A 16,427-nucleotide genomic window follows, 5' to 3' on the forward strand; every position below is an offset into this window, starting at 1 on the left:
AGATGGATCTCGACTACGGACCCCAGTATGACGCGTTTCGCGAGGAAGTGCGCCAGTTCCTGCAAACCCACGGTCACCGCGCACCCGATGGCCAAGGCCGTGCCGCGCGCCCTTCCCCCGAAGCCGTCGAATGGCAAAAGCTGTTGATCCTGCATGGTTACACGGCGCGTACGATTCCCAAGGAATACGGCGGATACGGAGCCGAGCCGGACATCCTGAAATCGCGGATCATTGCCGAGGAATTTTCGCGCGCTGGCATCCCCGCAGGCCTTGCGAACCAGGGCATTTCCATGCTCGTTCCCACGCTGCTGGAACTCGGAACCGAAGCCCAGAAACGGCAATGGATCGAGCCGACCCTAAATGGCGAGATAGTCTGGTGTCAGGGATATTCGGAACCTGGAGCGGGATCGGACCTCGCCGCGCTCAAGACCAGCGCCCGCGTCGAAAATGGCGACTTTGTCATCAACGGACAGAAGATCTGGACCAGCACGGCCAAGCAGGCGGACATGATCTTTTGCCTTGTTCGGACCGAACCGGACGCGCCCAAGCACGGCGGCATCTCCTACTTGATCTTCTCGATGGACACACCAGGGATCGAGGTCCGACCACTCAAGACCATGACCGGTCATGCCGAGTTCAATGAAACGTTCTTTACCGACGTGCGGGTTCCCCTGGATCAGATCGTCGGGCAGCGCGGGCAGGGGTGGTACGTGGCCAATGCCACACTGGGCCATGAACGTGGCATGCTGGGCGACCCCGATGCACTGGAAAACCGGCTCCAGGCGCTGGTCAGGCTGATGCAAAAAGAACGCATCGGCCAGGGTTGCGCAATGGACAACGCCGTTCTGCGTGACCGGCTGGTTGCATTGCAAGCCGAAGTCGCGGCGATGAAATTCAACGGCATGCGCATCCTGTCGAACAGCCTTAGGGGGGATGCCGGCGGCATGGCGAAACTTGTCGTGAAGCTGCAGAGCTGTGAGCTCGCCCATCAGATTTCCGCGCTCGCGATCGACGCAATGGGCGAGATGGGCATACTCTATCACGGAAGCGAGCGCGAGCGCGAAGACGGTGCCTGGCAGTGGAACTACATGTTCCAGCTTGGTCTGATCATCGGTGGAGGCACCGCCCAGATCCAGAAGAACATCATCGCCGAACGCGGGCTGGAAATGCCGCGCGAACCCAAGTTCGCAACGCCTCCCGCCGTCGAACAGGCGACGGCCGTTGCAAGCGGGCAGAATAAGGGAGCCGCCTGATGGATTTCGGACTTTCGCAAGACCAAGAGATGCTCTGCGACGCGATCAGCCGCACTCTTGCTGATACTTGTCCGCTCGATCATGTGCGCGAATGCGCGGAGGGCTCGGTTCCCTTCAGCGACAACGTGCGTTCGGCGCTGGGCGAAATCGGCATTTGGGGAATGATGGTTCCCGAGCAACATGACGGGCTCGGGATGACAATGCTCGATGCCGCCGCTGTGGCCGAGCAGCTCGGCTATGCCGTCGCGCCGGTGCCTTTTATCGGTGCCCATGTACTGGCACCCCTTGCGCTGGCACAGGGCGGTAGCGAGGAGTTGAAGGCGCACTGGCTGCCGAGGATAGCGAAGGGCGAGGCGCAAATCGCCGTCGCGATCGCGGAAACGGTGGAGATCCGGGACCGGGCAGGCGTGGACTTCGACGGCGCAAAGCTCGACGGAACGGCTTTGTTCGCGCTCGACTTCCTGGAAGCCGACGCGTTTCTGGTAGCCGATACCGCCGGTCGTATGCACTTCGTAGCTGGCGATGCTGCGGGTCTGGAGAAGGTTGCTCTCAAAACGATCGACCGCACCCGGAGCGTAGGGGAGCTGCGGTTTTCTGGCGTAGCGGGCGAGGCTCTCGCGGACGATGGTGGGGCCACAGTCAGGCGCCTGCGGGACGCCGGCCGGGTGCTCCTGGCCGCCGATAGCCTCGGTGCGGGCCAGGCTATGATCGAAAAAGCGGTCGACTATGCCGGGCAGCGCGAACAGTTCGGACGAGTGATCGGCAGCTTCCAGGCGGTCAAGCATATGTGCGCGGAAATGGCTGCCCGCCATGAACCATGCCGTTCGCTGGTCTGGTATGCCGCCCATGCGTTCGATGCGACGCCCGACGAGGCTTCGCTGGTGGCATGCCATGCCAAATCACATACGGGCGAAGTCCACCGTTTTGTCGCCCGAACCTCAACCGAGGTGCATGGGGGGATGGGTTTTACCGATCTCCTAGGTCTGCATTTCTGGTTCAAGCGAATCGGTTTCGACCGCCAGGTTCTGGGAAGTCCCGAAGCGGTCCGGGCCGAAGCAGCGGCCTTGCAGGGGTGGACGCAGGTCGCATGAGACGATGAATTAGGCGCACGCTACCGACAAAATCGTGGCCACCAAGGAGAGAGGAATTAATACGTGATCGACTGGAACCTTGGCGACATCCTTGATGCAATCGAACCTGCGGTCCCGGAAGATGCTCCGGCGCTGATTCACGGCGACCGGATCATTAGCTGGCCCGAAATGTCGAAGCGTTCGAACAATTTGGCGCGCAATCTGCGCGCGCAAGGTGCAGGCGACGGGGCGAAGATAGCCTTCTACATGCGCAACCGTTCCGAATACGGGGAATTGATGGCCGCGTGCTTCAAGGGCCGCCTCACGCACGTGAACATCAATTATCGTTACCGTCCCGAGGAGGTTTTCTACATCTTCGACGATTCCGATAGCGAGGTAATTGTTTACAGTTCCGAGTTCCGCGACTGCATTCTTGAACTGAAGGAACGGTTGACCAAGGTTCATACATTTGTAGAAATCGGCGATGCTTCGCAGATCGCTTCCTTCGCGCTTCCTTACGAAAAACTTGTAGAAGGTAACGGCGCGCCTCTCGATATCGAGCGTTCTCCCGATGACCTGCTGTTCATATATACAGGCGGTACCACCGGCATGCCCAAGGGCGTGATGTGGCGACACGATGATATGCGCAAGGCTCAGCTCGACGCGCAAAAGCTGCTGGGTCCGGTTCCCCAGACCATGGAGGAAATGGTGGCCCTGGTGAAGCAGGGCGAGCTTGCGCGCATCACTTTGCCGGCGTGCCCGCTGATGCATGGAACCGGGTTCATTACTGCTATTGGCACGCTCATGTCGGGCGGGGCCATCGTCACGCTGTCCGATCCATCCTTCGACGCGGAAGAATTGTGGGATGCGGTGGACCAGCACAAGGTGCAGAGCATCGCCATTGTCGGTGACGCTTTTGCCAAACCCATGCTGCAGGCGCTGGACGCCCACCCGAAGCGCTGGGACACGAGCAGCCTGATTTCGATCATCTCGTCCGGCGTCATGTGGAGTAAACAGGTAAAGGCGGGCCTGTGCAAACATATCCCCCAGGTCATCCTCATGGACAGTTTTGGCGCTTCGGAAGGGCTGGGCTACGGCTTGTCGGTGACGACCGCACAGGGCGGCACCAACACCGCGAAATTCGGGATCGGGGAATTTTGCGACGTATTCGACGAGAACGACCGGAAGGTCGAGGCGGGGAGCGGCGTGCCCGGCTTTATTGCCCGCAAGGGCGCAATCCCCACAGGATACTACAAGGACCCGGAAAAGTCGGCCAAGACTTTCAGGACGATCGATGGCGTGCGTTACTCCATCCCGGGCGACTGGTGCCGGGTGGAATCCGATGGAAGCCTGACCTTGCTGGGCCGCGGCAGCGTCTGCATCAACACCGCAGGTGAAAAGGTTTACCCCGAGGAGGTGGAGGAAGTGCTCAAAACCCATCCCGCCATTGCCGACGCGCTTGTCGTCGGGGTGCCTGACGAAAAATGGGGCGAAGCGGTGACCGCTGTGGTGCATTTGACCCAGGATGCGGACTTCGACGCGCAAGCGATCAAGGATCACGTGCGCCAGCAACTGGCAGGTTACAAAACGCCCAAGGCGATTTGCCCAACGCAAACCGCCTTGCGCGCGTCAAACGGCAAGGCGGATTATACTACGGCTAAAGACATCGCGAAAGCGGGTGCCGGGGCCTCGTGAGCCATTCGCCCCCTCCTGACTATGATGTCGTAATCGTCGGGGCCGGGTTCAGCGGAATATACCTGCTTTACAAGCTGCGTCAGGCGGGGTTCGATGTTCTGCTGGTAGACGCAGCGGAGCAGCCGGGCGGAATCTGGTACTGGAACCGCTATCCGGGAGCACGGGTCGATTCCCAGGTTCCACTTTACGAATTTTCCATTGCGGAAGTATGGAAAAGCTGGACGTGGAGCGAACGATTTCCAGGCTGGGAAGAACTGCGCGCCTATTTCCTCCACGTCTGCGATACGCTCGACCTCTGGCCGGCAATGCGAATGAAAACACGGGTCGAAAGCGCGCCGTTCGATGAAGACACCGCCTGCTGGCGATTGAAGCTCGACGATGGCGGAAAAGTAAGCGCGCGTTTCCTCTTGCCGGCCCTGGGGTTCGCCTCGAAACCCTACATTCCCGATATCCTGGGCCTTAGCGATTTCGAAGGCGAATGGTGCCATACCGCCCGCTGGCCGCAGGAAGGCATCGACCTTTCCGGCCGCCGGATCGCCCTGATCGGCACGGGTGCCAGCGGCGTACAGGTGGCGCAGGAGGCGGCAAGCTGCGCGGAGCAGCTGACGCTTTTTCAGCGAACCCCGATTCTCGCCCTTCCCATGCGGCAGGAAAAACTGGACGCTGATCGTCAGCTTCGCGAAAAATCCGAATATCCCGCTGTCTTCCACAAAAGGCTTACGACAAGTGGCGGTTTCGAATGCCAATCGCTGGACATCTCGGCCCTGGCTGTGACCGAGGAAGAGCGGACTACGCATTTCGAGGATTTGTGGCAGCGAGGAGGGTTGCGCTTCTGGTATCATAATTTCGCTGACATACTGACGAACGAGGACGCCAATCGCCACGCCTACGAGTTCTGGTGTGACAAGGTGCGCGAGCGGATCTGCGACCCGACCATTGCCGAGAAGCTCGCTCCCGATGAGCCGCCACATCCCTTCGGGACCAAGCGACCATCGCTCGAACAGAATTATTACGAGATCTTCGCACAAGACAATGTTACGCTGGTCGATCTGAACGACACCGCGATCACTCGCGTCACCGAGGCCGGGATAGAAACAGCCACTGGCATGATCCCGTGCGATCTCATTGTCTTCGCGACCGGCTTCGATGCCGGTCGTGGCGGGCTCATCGACATGAACATCACCGGCCGCGGTCGGCTGGCGCTGGCAGAAGCATGGAAGAGTGAGATCAAAGCCTATCTGGGCATGGCCGTCGCCCAATTTCCGAACATGCTGTTCGCCTACGGCCCGCTCAGCCCTTCAGGCTTTTCCAACGGTCCGACAAGCGCCGAAATCCAGGGTGACTGGATCTGCGATTTCCGGATCTGGCTGCGCGATAACAGGATCGGCCTTTTCGAAGCCGATGCGCTGGCCGAGCGAAGCTGGACCGATATGGTCGCCCAAGTAGGGTCGATGACGCTCTTCCCCAAGGCTGAATCGTGGTACATGGGCGCCAATATTCCCGGCAAACCCCGACAACTGATCAATTTCCCCAGCGTATCTGGTTACGCCGATCTATGCCACGATGTCGCACGGCACGATTATCGTGGTTTTATCAGGAATACACTATCCGGTATGGAGACTGCGCCGAAATGAATGAAATGAAACCAATCCACGACGGGTCAACAGATATTGATCCCGTATGGGCCGGCGACGGGGCGGATATACCCGAATGGTTCGCCTGGGCGCTGAGCGTGCCCCGTGAGGAAGGCTTCGTAGAGGTTGGTGGCGCGCGGGTGCATTATCTTCGCTGGGGCAGGCGTGACCGGCCCAAATTGCTCATGACTCACGGTTTTCTCGCCCATGCCCGCTGCTTTGCCTTCATCGCACCGTACCTTGCCGAAGACTACGACGTGGTGGCGTTCGATCTGGCCGGTATGGGCGATAGCGAGATGCGCGGCGTGGCCGATATAGCTGCGCGGGGAAAGGAATTTGTCGAGATCAGCGAAGCGCTCGATTTGTTTGCGGATGGAAGCAGACCGACGATCATCGCCCATAGCTTCGGCTCGGGTGCAGCGCTGACCGCCGTTTCCCAATCGCCGGATGCCTTCGCCGGCGTTATTGTCTGCGATCTCATGGTGATGCGGCCCGAAAAGCTGGAGAAATACTGGACCATGGGCAGATCGAGCCCCGGGTCGGGTAATCCTGACAAACCGGTGCGACGCTACCCCACCTACGAAGCGGCGCGCGAGAGGTATATCCTGTCGCCGCCGCAGGCAGTTGGTGAGCCGTTCCTGATGGATTACATGGCCTATCACTCTCTCCGCCGCGATGGCGAGGAGTGGACATGGAAGTTTTCTCCCGAAGTGTTCCGGCGCAGCAACAAGCCCGACGAATGGCTGACAGTAGGCCAGAGGCTGGTCGATGCGCCCGGGCGCAAAGCGATTGTGTACGGCGAGAAAAGTCAGCTCTTTGATCGCGATTCCGCCCGCTATATCCGGGAACTGGGAGGGGGAAAGATACCAATTGTTGCAGTGCCCGATGCACGCCATCATCTCATGCTGGATCAGCCGCTCGCGTTCGTCGCTGCGCTTCGGGCGGTACTGGCCTTTTGGAGCCTCTGAGATCCCCCATACTAAGAGGCTGGTTCCTGGTCAGAGGCCAGCGAGATGGGGGCAAAGGGCGTTCATATTCATCTTGTACTATATCCGAACCATTGTCGCCGTCGGCACGACGAACGCTTCGTTGGTCTCGATGCCAGCTGGGGCAAAAGCTTTATCGGGAGCAACTCGCTTAGCGCGCCAACCATTGCTGATCTTTAGCAAACGTTCACTCCGCGTGCGATCTGGATCGTGGCCCATGGGGTCAAAAGATAAGGCGCTTTACTAATATCACGCGGACGTATATGCCCATGGACGGGGATTGGGCTAATTCTTTCCCTCTCCTCTCCACAGACTAAGGGGCGACCCTCGAGGTCGCCCCATTTTGCAGTAAGCGGCGGAGCCAATTATCGTCGCACTGAAGAGATGGGAAGGGATGCTATATGACACTGAGAGCGATGGTGCTCGCCACTTCGGCCATCTTGGCTTGGCCGCAGATGGCTTTAGCGCAGGATTCCACAACTGATGAGGCGGAACCCCAAGGATCCGTAATCATCGTGACGGCCCAACGCCAATCTCAAAGTCTGCAAGAGGTGCCGATCGCGGTCAGTGCCTTCGATGCTACGGCTCTCGAAAGCCAGCAGATCGAAAACGCTGCTGACCTTCAATTGACGCTCCCGAACGTCTCATTTTCGAAGGGCAACTTCACCGGGTCGTCCTTCACCATCCGTGGTATCGGCGATCTTTGTGTTGGTGTGACGTGTGACGCAGCGACGGCTATCCATATCAATGGTTCCCCTCTTTTTGGTACCCGGCTGTTCGAAACAGAATATTTTGACCTTGAGCGAATTGAGGTCCTACGGGGGCCGCAGGGCACCCTCTTCGGCCGCAACGCTACCTCGGGTGTTGTCAACCTTGTGACAGCCAAGCCTGACCTCGGTTCTTTCGGCGCGGCCGGAGAGTTCGAGTATGGGAATTACAACAGCATCAAGGCCGAGGGGGTGGTCAATGTCCCGATCGGCGATTCTATCGGCGTTCGGGTAGCCGGATTCTTTCTGAATCGCGACGGTTACACCACAAACCTTTTCGACAATTCGGATGTCGACGACCGAGACATGTACGCTGTTCGTGGTTCTCTTCGTTTTGAACCCGGTGCCGATACCACTCTCGACTTCATGGCATATTATTTCAGGGAAGATGACACCCGTTTACGTAATCAAAAGCAGGCCTGCCAGCGTGACCCGCTCGGCGTGCTGGGTTGTCTGAACAATCGCCGCGACTTTGACATCACCAATGCCAATTCCACAGTCGGCGCAACGCTCAGTTCGCAAGAGTTCTTCGCTATTCAGGGAATTCCCTCAGTACTGGGATTGGGAAGCCTGTACGGCCCCGATGCATTTGCAGGATTCGATAAGCCCGACGATGTGCGCACGGTAAACACGGCGTATACTCCATTCTATTTTGCCGATGAAGTGCAGCTACAGGCCCGTCTCGAGCAGCGCATCGGAGCTATGACACTGACTGCAACCGGTCTTTATCAGGACACCGAAGTCGATTCCCGGCAGGACTACTTTCTGGGCATTCAGGATCGTACCGCCTTTGCTACGGCCTTGAACGTGTTGTCCGGCTTCGCGGCCAACGGTTTGCCTACCGGCCTCCCCGCACCTGCACCGGCGTTCGTGCCAGGTTCGTCGGCGTATTTTACCCCGATTGTGGAGGCTCTCATCCCCAATGGCCCAGGGGGCGTATTGTGCACCTCCGATAACGATGATGGGAACAGGGGCGCGTTCGAAGGTAATGTATTGTGCGGCGAAACGCCGCTATCCTTCGACAGGTCTTCAGAGCAACGCGAATCCTGGAGCGGCGAAATCCTCCTTTCCAGTGATTTCGACGGAGCATTCAATTTCCTGCTCGGAGGGATCTATGCAAAGTCCAAGACTACCGACAACAGTTACTATGTAAACTCATTCGCGCTTGACTACGCCAGTGCCATTCTGGGATCGTTTGGTACTTTGGCAGGCGGTGCACCGCCATCCTACTTCGCAACATCCATGTACCGCAACAATTCTCTCGAGGCTAATCTTGAGAGCTTCGGTGTGTTCGGGGAGATCTACGTCGACCTGACCGAGCGTCTGACCTTCACCGGAGGTTTGCGGTATAACGACGACAAGAAAGACGTGACTGCGCGCACGACCTTGATTAGCTTCCTCAATCCTTACGCGAATGACGGGGAGCCGTTCGACAGCCCGATCACTCCCTTAACCGGTCCCTCTGGTCTTTTTGATGCCGATCCTGGTACGCCAGGTGAGCAGCTGACGCAATTTAGAGAAGTAGGTTTCGATGAAATAACCGGGCGTGCGGTGCTCGACTACGAAGTTACGCCTGACAATTCGATTTACGCATCTTATGCCAGGGGCTATAAATCCGGGGGTATCAACCCGCCCCTTTCGCCCGTTTTCGATGTGGCTGAAAGCTTCGGATCAGAAACCATCGACGCATTTGAAATCGGATCGAAAAATACCTTTGCGAATGGCGCACTGCAATTAAACGCTACTGCATTCTACTATAAGTATAGCGGGTTGCAGCTTAGCCGCATCGTCGCCCGTACCTCAGTTAATGATACTATCGATGCCGATATCTGGGGTGTGGAACTAGAGTCCGTTATCCGGCCCGATCCCGATTGGCTTGTCAACTTGACGTTCAGTTATCTCAACGCGGAAGTTGCCGGCGACCAGTTCTTCTCCAATCCGCGCGACCCGGGTGGCGGCGATCCTGATGCCGTCATCATCAAGGATATCAGCAACGGTGCTAATTGTGCCGTAACCGGGCCAGCCCCCGGCGTGGCCGACGCATTCGTCGCCGGAGTGAACGCAGCTCTGGGTCTTCGTGGTCCCGAAGAATTTCCTAACGACGGCAATCTTGCGTCAAGCGGCGCATTCAGCATTTGCGATGTCTTGGCCGGAGCCGTTCCGGCGGGCAGCGGCCTTGCGGTATTAAGCCCTGGCGTAGAGGTCAACTTAAAAGGGAACAAGTTGCCGCAGGCCCCCGAAATGAAGGTTTCGATGGGTGTGCAGTACACCGCCACTTTCGACAATGGCATGACTCTGGTTCCTCGCGTGGACGTAGCGCTGACTGGTGAGCAATACGGCAATATCTTTAACGGCAGGGTCAACCGGATCGAGCCATTCGTGCAAGCCAACGCGATCGTGCAGTTGAACAGTGCGGATGAGCGTTGGTTCGTGCGCGGATTTGTTCAGAACATTTTCGACAGCAGCTCGGTGACAGGCTTGTACTTGACCGACGCATCCTCGGGGAATTTTACCAATATCTACACTTTGGATCCTCGTAGATATGGTGTTGCTTTGGGGTTCAGTTTCTAACAGGTCCAGATCGTGTTGGCGGGGAGATTGGTGGTCCTCCCAACGACCCGAACGGACAGTGCCAGCTAGTTCGTATTTCGACCCATGACTTTATAGCTTTTCCAGAGCGGCGTAATGCTCGATGACCGCCTCGTAAGCCTACCGACAAGGCGGTCATCGAACCGGCCAAATGCGAGCTGCACTCGAAATGCTTTTACGATCGCTCGTTGATGTCGCTACGAGATGCTCGCGGAAAGCTTAAGGCCTTACATAGATACGACAATGAAGAGTCACCGAATAGTGCAATCGGGATATCCGATGGTGATACTGGCAAACGCACTCTGCGAAAGGCGGAAACATGCTGACCCCTATGATCCAAGATTGGGTCAAAGTGCACGAGGTGCTGACGCGTTAGGAAAAGTTGGAAGGGGCTGCGGGGCAGACTTCTGAGAAAACTTATCCTAACTCTGTTCAGGTTTCATAACTGATTTTCGATCGACCGGAGCAGGCTCAACCGACGTGCGATTGTCGCGAGACAATTCGACCCATCCCAACCCAAGCGACTTCTGGATCGCGATCCAGCCATTTGTCATGGCGGCGATCGCCCGATCGAGATTTGCTCTGGCCTGTTCGCGCTTGCGGATCGAAGTGTTGAGTTCGCCTTGCGAGATTACCCCCGCGGCGCGGCGTTGCTCGTTAAGCTCCGCAGCCGTGTCGGCCTGTCGACTGATCTGCGCCAGCGCGGCTACGTTGGCTCTTTGTTGCCCGAACCGGGCAAGCGATTGTTCGGCGTCGCGCAGTGCGCCAAGGACCACTTCAACATAACGCGCTTCGGCCTCGTCGCGCGCACTCTCGGCCTGATCGATCGATGCTGCCGTGCGGCCGAAATCAAGCAGGTTCCACTGTAGCCGCGGCAAAGCGATTGCCGATAAGTTGCCCGGGTCCAGGATGTCGTCGGGCTCCGATCCGCCCAAACCGAGAATCCCCATGAAGGAAATCTTGGGGAAGCGAGCAGCCTCTGCCACGCCAATCCGCGCATTCGCCGCGGCCAGCATGCGTTCGGCGGCTCGAACATCCGGCCGCCGCGCTATTAGCGCTGCGGGATCGCCCACCGCGACCCGTTCGGGGGGAAGCGGAATTTCGGCCTGAGCCGCCAGGAGCCCGTCGAGTGCGCCGGGCGCTTCGCCCGTCAGCACCGCGAGCGTGTCTTTGAATACATCGATGTCCGCTTGAGCTTCCGCGATCTGCGACTTGAGCAGTTCGAGCTCGGCGTTCGCGTTACCGACCGGGAACAGCGCGAGAGCGCCCTGTGTATAGCGCTGATAGGTCAATTCGAGAATTTGCTGCTGCAAGTCGCGCTCTCGCTGGACAAGCTCGAGCCGCCCTTGCGCTTCTCGCAGGCTCACATACGCCCGCGCGATTTCGGCGGCGAGCTGGACTTTCGCATCCTCGGCGTTCGCCACCGAGGCCGCAGCCTGAGCGTTAATGGCCTCGACACGCCGTGCCTGCCCCCCAGCGAAATCGATCTCCCAGTTTGCGTTGAGCCCGAGGTTGTAGACGCTGAGGCTGTCCTGCTCTTCGGTGTCTGCAGGAGCGCCGGGCGATCCCGGGGGCGGGCCGCTGCCGATATCTAGCCCTGGGATATTCGCCTGGACCGCAGTCGCCTGCGCAGCCACGGCGGGTAGCCGGTTGGCGCGCTCCTGGCGGACAGAAGCCCTTGCCTGTTCGATGCGAGCGCGCGCTGCGGCCACGCCCGGATTGCCGGCCAGCGCACGCGCCTCAAGTTCATTGAGAACCGGATCGCCGAGCAGCGTCCACCAGTCGCCGGCAATCGGCGCCAACGGATCGATTTCGGGGCCGGCCCGTACGAACGCATTGCCTGCGTCGGTCGCAAGTTGCGGGGGGCCGGCATAGTCGGGACCGGACATGCAACCCGCGAGGAGCGCCATGGGAGCGAGGAGGGTTAGGGTCTTGCGCATAGAGTTCTCAGTGCATCGAAAGGGATAAGTTCTTCGGGAGAGGCTTGAGGAACAGTACCAGCGGCACCGTGACCAGGGTAATCGCGCCCATGGCGAAAAAGACATCGTTGTAGGTCATCACGAACGCATCGCGCTGAATGATGCCGGAAAGCATCTCCAGCGCGGCCTGTGGATTGCCCAACGACGCCGTCATGGTGTCCAGGTATTCCTGTAGCCGGGGGCTGTTGGCGTTGAGAGTTTCTTCCATCCGCCGACTATGATGCCACAGGCGCTGGTCCTGGAACGAAGCAAGCCCGGCGAGCGCGAAAGAGCCCCCTAGGTTTCGCGCCGCGTTGAAGATGCCCGAAGCATCGCCGGCATCCTCCTTGGCAACCGAAGCTACCGTCGCCTGGTTGAGGAACATCATCGTGAGGATCATGCCGATGCCGCGCAGGAACTGGCTTTCGGTGAACACTCCACCTCCCGATTCCGCTGTCAGATTTATGCTGACGAAACAGCTTAGCGCCATGATGAACATGCCCGCGCCGACCGCAATGCGGATGTGAATCCTGCGGATCATGAACGGGAGAACGGGCATCAACAGGAAAGCCGGAACGCCCATCCAGAAGATCACAAGTCCGGTCTGCAAGGCATTATAATCGGAAATTATCGCGAGAAATTGCGGGATCACGTAGGTCGAGCCATACATGACCATGCCAAGCGCCAGTGCCATCACCACGACGCTGGCAAACTGCCTGCTGAGCATCAGGCGCAATTTGAGCACGGGTTTGCGCGCGTAAAGCTGTCCGTAGGTCAGAAGTGCAAAACCCACGACCGTCATCAGTGTGAGCTGGACGATCAGCGTGGAATCGAACCACTCCTCACGGTGGCCTTCTTCCAGAACGATGGTCAGCCCACCCAACCCAAGGATCATACCAGCTATTCCCGCCCAATCAGCCTCGCGCAGGTAAACCCAGTCGGGCTTTTCATGGGGTAACCCGATGAATAGTAAAGCAAGGAGCAACGCGCAGACGGGCACGTTGACGAAGAAGGCGTAGTGCCAGCTCAGGTTCTCGGTAAGCCAGCCCCCCACCAACGGGCCCATTACCGGCCCAAGAACCACGGTCATTCCGAAGAGCGCCATGCCAATCGGCTGTTGCGATGGAGGCAGTCGCTTTGCGACGATGGTCATGGCGGTTGGAATAAGCGCGCCGCCCATGAACCCTTGACCGGTGCGACCGATGATCATCGTCGTCAGATCGGTGGCAATGCCGCACAACACCGAAAAGGCCGTGAAGGCAGAAACCGCGACGATGAGCAGCGTGCGAAGGCCGAGCAGTCTTTCCAGCCACGCGCTCAGAGGGATGATGATGATCTCGGCAACAAGGAAGGCTGTCGCGATCCAGGTGCCTTCGGTTCCGGTCGCGCCGATTTCCCCCTGGATCGTCGGCAGCGCCGAATTGACGATCGAGATGTCAAGCGTTGCCAGCATCGCCCCCAGCGCACCGGCGGCTACGGCGATCCAGGCCGTAGCATCGGCCTTTTCGACCGGCGGCGAAACCGCTGCAGCGGCGCCTGCCATCGGTCAGTCTCCGGCCGCGTTGCGGATCGAATCGAGTTGGTCTCTAGCGGCGCGCGTATCGACACTCGCGACAACAGACATGCCCGGCACCAGCAGACGCAGGATCTCGGGCGAAGCCTGAATGGATATGCGCACCGGGACGCGCTGAACGATCTTGGTGAAATTACCCGTCGCGTTCTGTGGCGGAAGGATTGAGAATTCTGCCCCGGTCCCGGGGGCGATGCTTTCCACTCTTCCTAATAGCTCGAGGTCCGGCAGCGCGTCGATTTCCAAGGTGACGGGTTGCCCCGGGCGGACAAGTCCGAGCTGCGTTTCCTTGAAATTTGCTGTCACGTAGAGGCGGTCGGTCGGTACGAGGCTCATAAGGCGTTGGCCAGGCTGGACAAATTGTCCAGGTCGGACCGTGAGGTCACCCACCCGCCCGGAAATACTGGCCTGGAGCGTGGTCGATGACAGGTTCAGACGGGCGGCCTCGAGTTGCGCACGAGCGGCGTTGGCTTGCGAATTGGCCTGGTCTATCTGCTCGCTAAGCGTGTTCTGTCGGCGCTGTGCCGCCGTGAGCGCGGCGCGCGCTGCCGCGACTTGAGCCTGCGCTTCTCTGGCCTGGGCCTCCAGCTGATCGAGCCTCTCGCGCGGCTCCGCTCCCGAAGCGGCAAGGGGGCGGTACCGGACAACCTGCTCAGCAGCGAGACCAGCCTGTGCAGATGCTGCTGCGAGCTGTGCACGGGCCTGGGCAATTGCCGCGTCCTGCTCTTGTTGCTGGGCGCGTACCGTATCTGCTCCGGCGAGCGACGCGGCGATCTGGGCTTCGACCTGGTTCGTTTGGGCACGATAATCTCGCACGTCCAGCTGGACAAGTGCATCGCCCGACGCGACCGTTTGATTCTCCGTCACTAATACGCGCTCGACGTAGCCCGCAATTTTGGGGGAGATGATGACGCTGTCGGCGGCAATATAAGCGTTGTCGGTGGACTGCTGGAATCTGCCGTACGTCTGATGATTGTAATACCAGTAGCTCCCGGCGAGCAGGACCAGAATGCCGGCGATCAGCAGACCCAGCCGGACCCGCGGACTGGACAACCCCGTCGGACGTGCGCCTTCATCGCTAGCCCCTGCTGTCTCGTCCGCCATGATTATTTCGCTCCTCGCCATCGTTTGAGCCGCTGCGCGAGCGATATAGCGGCCAAAACAAAATGCGAAAGTCCTTTACTATTTTTCTCCGATCGATAGGAATGTCTCATGCCAGAAGATGAGGGCACTCTCGCACTCGACAATGTCATCACCCACGATGATCGAGCGATCTTCATGATGGACCAGATCAGCCGCGCCGCGCGCAAGGCATTCGATGACCGAGCACAGCCGCTGAGCCTCAATCGTACGCAGTGGCGTGTGTTGGCGCAGCTCATCAGAGCTCCTGCCCTGAACCAGACGGACATCGCCAGGAGACTTGAAATCACATCCTCCAGCAGCGGCCTGGAAGACATGACGCCTTCGCGCTTGAGTGACCGGACGCGGCTTGCGCAAGTCATAGCAATATTCGGTCGCCACGGGCGGGGCGGCATCACGCCCGTGTTGGGACTAGGCCGATCTCAAACCAAAACACATTCGACGCGCCCGGATGCCCCGCTCGTGGCGATTGCGCCAGGGGACGAACCTCGGTCATGTTCTATAGCGGACAACCGAATGGAGCATGCGGGACGCGAACTTTCATTGCACCGGCCCTCTGCCGGACGAACAAACCGCTGGCGGCGTGCTAGATGGAAACTAACGCAAACTTCTCCCTAGTGGCGTGGATCGTTGGCATTCTGATGCTTACGACCATCGCTTTCGCGATGTGGCTAATCGATCCCAGACCAAATCAGGAAACATATCAGATCAAGTTTGATCGCTCCGTGGAAGGCCTTCAGTCGGGATCGACTGTAACACTATCGGGAGTCCCTGTGGGACAGGTAACATCGGTCCGTCTGGCGGAAAATGAACCGGAAAACGTGGTCGTTGTTCTGACTCTCGATCCTTCTGCGGCGAAAGTCCACGGCCTTGAAGCGACAATCAGCACGGATCTGATAACTGGAGAGGCTGCGCTCGTGCTCGAGGGCCGACGGGGTCGTCAGGGCATTTACACCGACAAGTCAGGAAAAAAGATCATTCCCGCCGCGGACGAAACCGGACTATTGGGGAGGGATGCGACCGCCACTGTAGAGACCGTGGCAAATAGCATTCGCGCTCTGAACGAAGGACTGGAGCCAGAAAAGCAACGGGTGATCACCTCCGATCTTGTCCGGCTTCGAGTCACGACGGCCGCACTCGCATCGGACGCCGAAGGTTGGGACGAACGATTGGCCTCAACAAAAGGAAGATTGTTAGACTTAGGGCAAAGGGTTGGTGGATGGGGAAATAATCTTCGAGATGCAGATCGGCGGATCTCAGGGCGGAGCGCTTCTGCTATCGCGCAACGACGCCTTCGCCAATTCAGGGAGGGGGTGCAGAACGCTGAAAACAAACTTTCCCAGATAAGGAGTGGCATTCCGGCGGTCGAAGATTCTTTGGTTGAAGGTGAAACGGACCTTCGCGAGCTTAGTCGCGAACTTGCTCCTCTCAGTGAAAAAATCGAAGATATTCAGGTTGAGGGAATTACATCAAATCCTCCCCTCCCAGACTATCGGCCAAAAAGAAGAGAAGCTGGAACGAATATCGATGATTTAAAGTAAACCGAACGGATGACTGCTTCCGGGCAGAGCGCGCAGCCCGTAGAATAGCGGAGATTGGAGCGCAAAGCGGATAACGACCTACTCCGCGGTCAAGTTTGAAATTGAAATTCCGAGTCCTAAAAAAGGCATCGAACCAATACATTAGAGGGATTTTGCGGGCCTTTTGCGGGCTTTTCAGCTTGACCGAAATATCTAAACATCAGAAATTAAACGGAAAAGAAGTT

The 16,427-nt window shown here is 58.5% G+C and carries 11 protein-coding genes; 8 read left to right on the forward strand and 3 right to left on the reverse strand.

What is annotated here, in order from left to right; genetic code table 11:
* Positions 1–2 precede the first annotated feature (2 nt).
* The 6 genes from AC13F2_RS09110 to AC13F2_RS09135 all read left to right on the forward strand — a co-directional run bounded on the left by AC13F2_RS09110 (position 3) and on the right by AC13F2_RS09135 (position 9,976).
* Positions 3–1,253 carry an acyl-CoA dehydrogenase family protein gene (locus AC13F2_RS09110; protein ID WP_063506922.1) on the forward strand — a complete coding sequence of 417 codons (1,251 nt, stop codon included), beginning with the start codon at positions 3–5 and terminating at the stop codon, positions 1,251–1,253.
* The gene (locus AC13F2_RS09115) at positions 1,253–2,344 is read left to right on the forward strand and encodes an acyl-CoA dehydrogenase family protein (protein ID WP_050599567.1); all 1,092 of its coding nucleotides are present in this window, start codon (positions 1,253–1,255) and stop codon (positions 2,342–2,344) included. Before AC13F2_RS09110 ends, AC13F2_RS09115 begins: the two co-directional genes overlap by 1 nt.
* Positions 2,345–2,407: 63 nt before the next feature.
* The gene (locus AC13F2_RS09120; RefSeq protein ID WP_006834182.1) at positions 2,408–4,018 is read left to right on the forward strand and encodes an acyl-CoA synthetase; all 1,611 of its coding nucleotides are present in this window, start codon (positions 2,408–2,410) and stop codon (positions 4,016–4,018) included.
* Entirely contained in the window at positions 4,015–5,652 is a 1,638-nt protein-coding gene (locus tag AC13F2_RS09125) for a flavin-containing monooxygenase (RefSeq protein ID WP_063506924.1), read from the forward strand. Before AC13F2_RS09120 ends, AC13F2_RS09125 begins: the two co-directional genes overlap by 4 nt.
* Positions 5,649–6,620 (forward strand): alpha/beta fold hydrolase, encoded by a 972-nt coding sequence (locus AC13F2_RS09130; RefSeq protein WP_050599570.1) that lies wholly within the window; start codon positions 5,649–5,651, stop codon positions 6,618–6,620. Before AC13F2_RS09125 ends, AC13F2_RS09130 begins: the two co-directional genes overlap by 4 nt.
* 419 nt (positions 6,621–7,039) lie before the next feature.
* Positions 7,040–9,976 (forward strand): TonB-dependent receptor, encoded by a 2,937-nt coding sequence (locus AC13F2_RS09135; RefSeq protein ID WP_067506363.1) that lies wholly within the window; start codon positions 7,040–7,042, stop codon positions 9,974–9,976.
* Positions 9,977–10,416: 440 nt separating this feature from the next.
* On the opposite strand, the gene AC13F2_RS09140 is transcribed toward AC13F2_RS09135, so the two are convergent.
* The 3 genes from AC13F2_RS09140 to AC13F2_RS09150 are packed head-to-tail and all read right to left on the reverse strand — an operon-like array spanning position 10,417 to position 14,626.
* Positions 10,417–11,904, reverse strand: a complete 1,488-nt coding sequence (locus AC13F2_RS09140) for an efflux transporter outer membrane subunit (protein WP_067506500.1) — start codon at positions 11,902–11,904, stop codon at positions 10,417–10,419.
* Positions 11,905–11,941: 37 nt separating this feature from the next.
* The gene (locus AC13F2_RS09145; protein ID WP_063511168.1) at positions 11,942–13,495 is read right to left on the reverse strand and encodes a DHA2 family efflux MFS transporter permease subunit; all 1,554 of its coding nucleotides are present in this window, start codon (positions 13,493–13,495) and stop codon (positions 11,942–11,944) included.
* Between the two features lie 3 nt (positions 13,496–13,498).
* Positions 13,499–14,626, reverse strand: a complete 1,128-nt coding sequence (locus tag AC13F2_RS09150) for an HlyD family secretion protein (RefSeq protein WP_063511170.1) — start codon at positions 14,624–14,626, stop codon at positions 13,499–13,501.
* Positions 14,627–14,803: 177 nt separating this feature from the next.
* Between AC13F2_RS09150 and AC13F2_RS09155 the strand changes: the two genes are divergently transcribed.
* A complete protein-coding gene (locus AC13F2_RS09155) occupies positions 14,804–15,280 on the forward strand; it encodes a MarR family transcriptional regulator (protein WP_225082872.1) in 477 nt (158 codons plus the stop codon).
* Positions 15,253–16,203, forward strand: coding sequence for an MlaD family protein (locus AC13F2_RS09160; protein ID WP_006834175.1), 951 nt, complete (start codon positions 15,253–15,255; stop codon positions 16,201–16,203). The genes AC13F2_RS09155 and AC13F2_RS09160 overlap by 28 nt, the downstream gene beginning before the upstream one ends.
* Positions 16,204–16,427: the final 224 nt, after the last annotated feature.

Source organism: Qipengyuania sp. L-5Y (assembly GCF_056859455.1).

What these genes read in the sequence shown, in the direction of transcription:
- AC13F2_RS09110 (WP_063506922.1), top strand. Translation starts at nt 3, where the DNA reads ATGGATCTCGACTACGGACCCCAGTATGACGCGTTTCGCGAGGAAGTG.
- AC13F2_RS09115 (WP_050599567.1), top strand. Translation starts at nt 1,253, where the DNA reads ATGGATTTCGGACTTTCGCAAGACCAAGAGATGCTCTGCGACGCGATC.
- AC13F2_RS09130 (WP_050599570.1), top strand. Translation starts at nt 5,649, where the DNA reads ATGAATGAAATGAAACCAATCCACGACGGGTCAACAGATATTGATCCC.
- AC13F2_RS09135 (WP_067506363.1), top strand. Translation starts at nt 7,040, where the DNA reads ATGACACTGAGAGCGATGGTGCTCGCCACTTCGGCCATCTTGGCTTGG.
- AC13F2_RS09140 (WP_067506500.1), bottom strand. Translation starts at nt 11,904, where the DNA reads ATGGCGCTCCTCGCGGGTTGCATGTCCGGTCCCGACTATGCCGGCCCC.
- AC13F2_RS09145 (WP_063511168.1), bottom strand. Translation starts at nt 13,495, where the DNA reads ATGGCAGGCGCCGCTGCAGCGGTTTCGCCGCCGGTCGAAAAGGCCGAT.
- AC13F2_RS09150 (WP_063511170.1), bottom strand. Translation starts at nt 14,626, where the DNA reads ATGGCGGACGAGACAGCAGGGGCTAGCGATGAAGGCGCACGTCCGACG.
- AC13F2_RS09155 (WP_225082872.1), top strand. Translation starts at nt 14,804, where the DNA reads ATGGACCAGATCAGCCGCGCCGCGCGCAAGGCATTCGATGACCGAGCA.
- AC13F2_RS09160 (WP_006834175.1), top strand. Translation starts at nt 15,253, where the DNA reads ATGGAAACTAACGCAAACTTCTCCCTAGTGGCGTGGATCGTTGGCATT.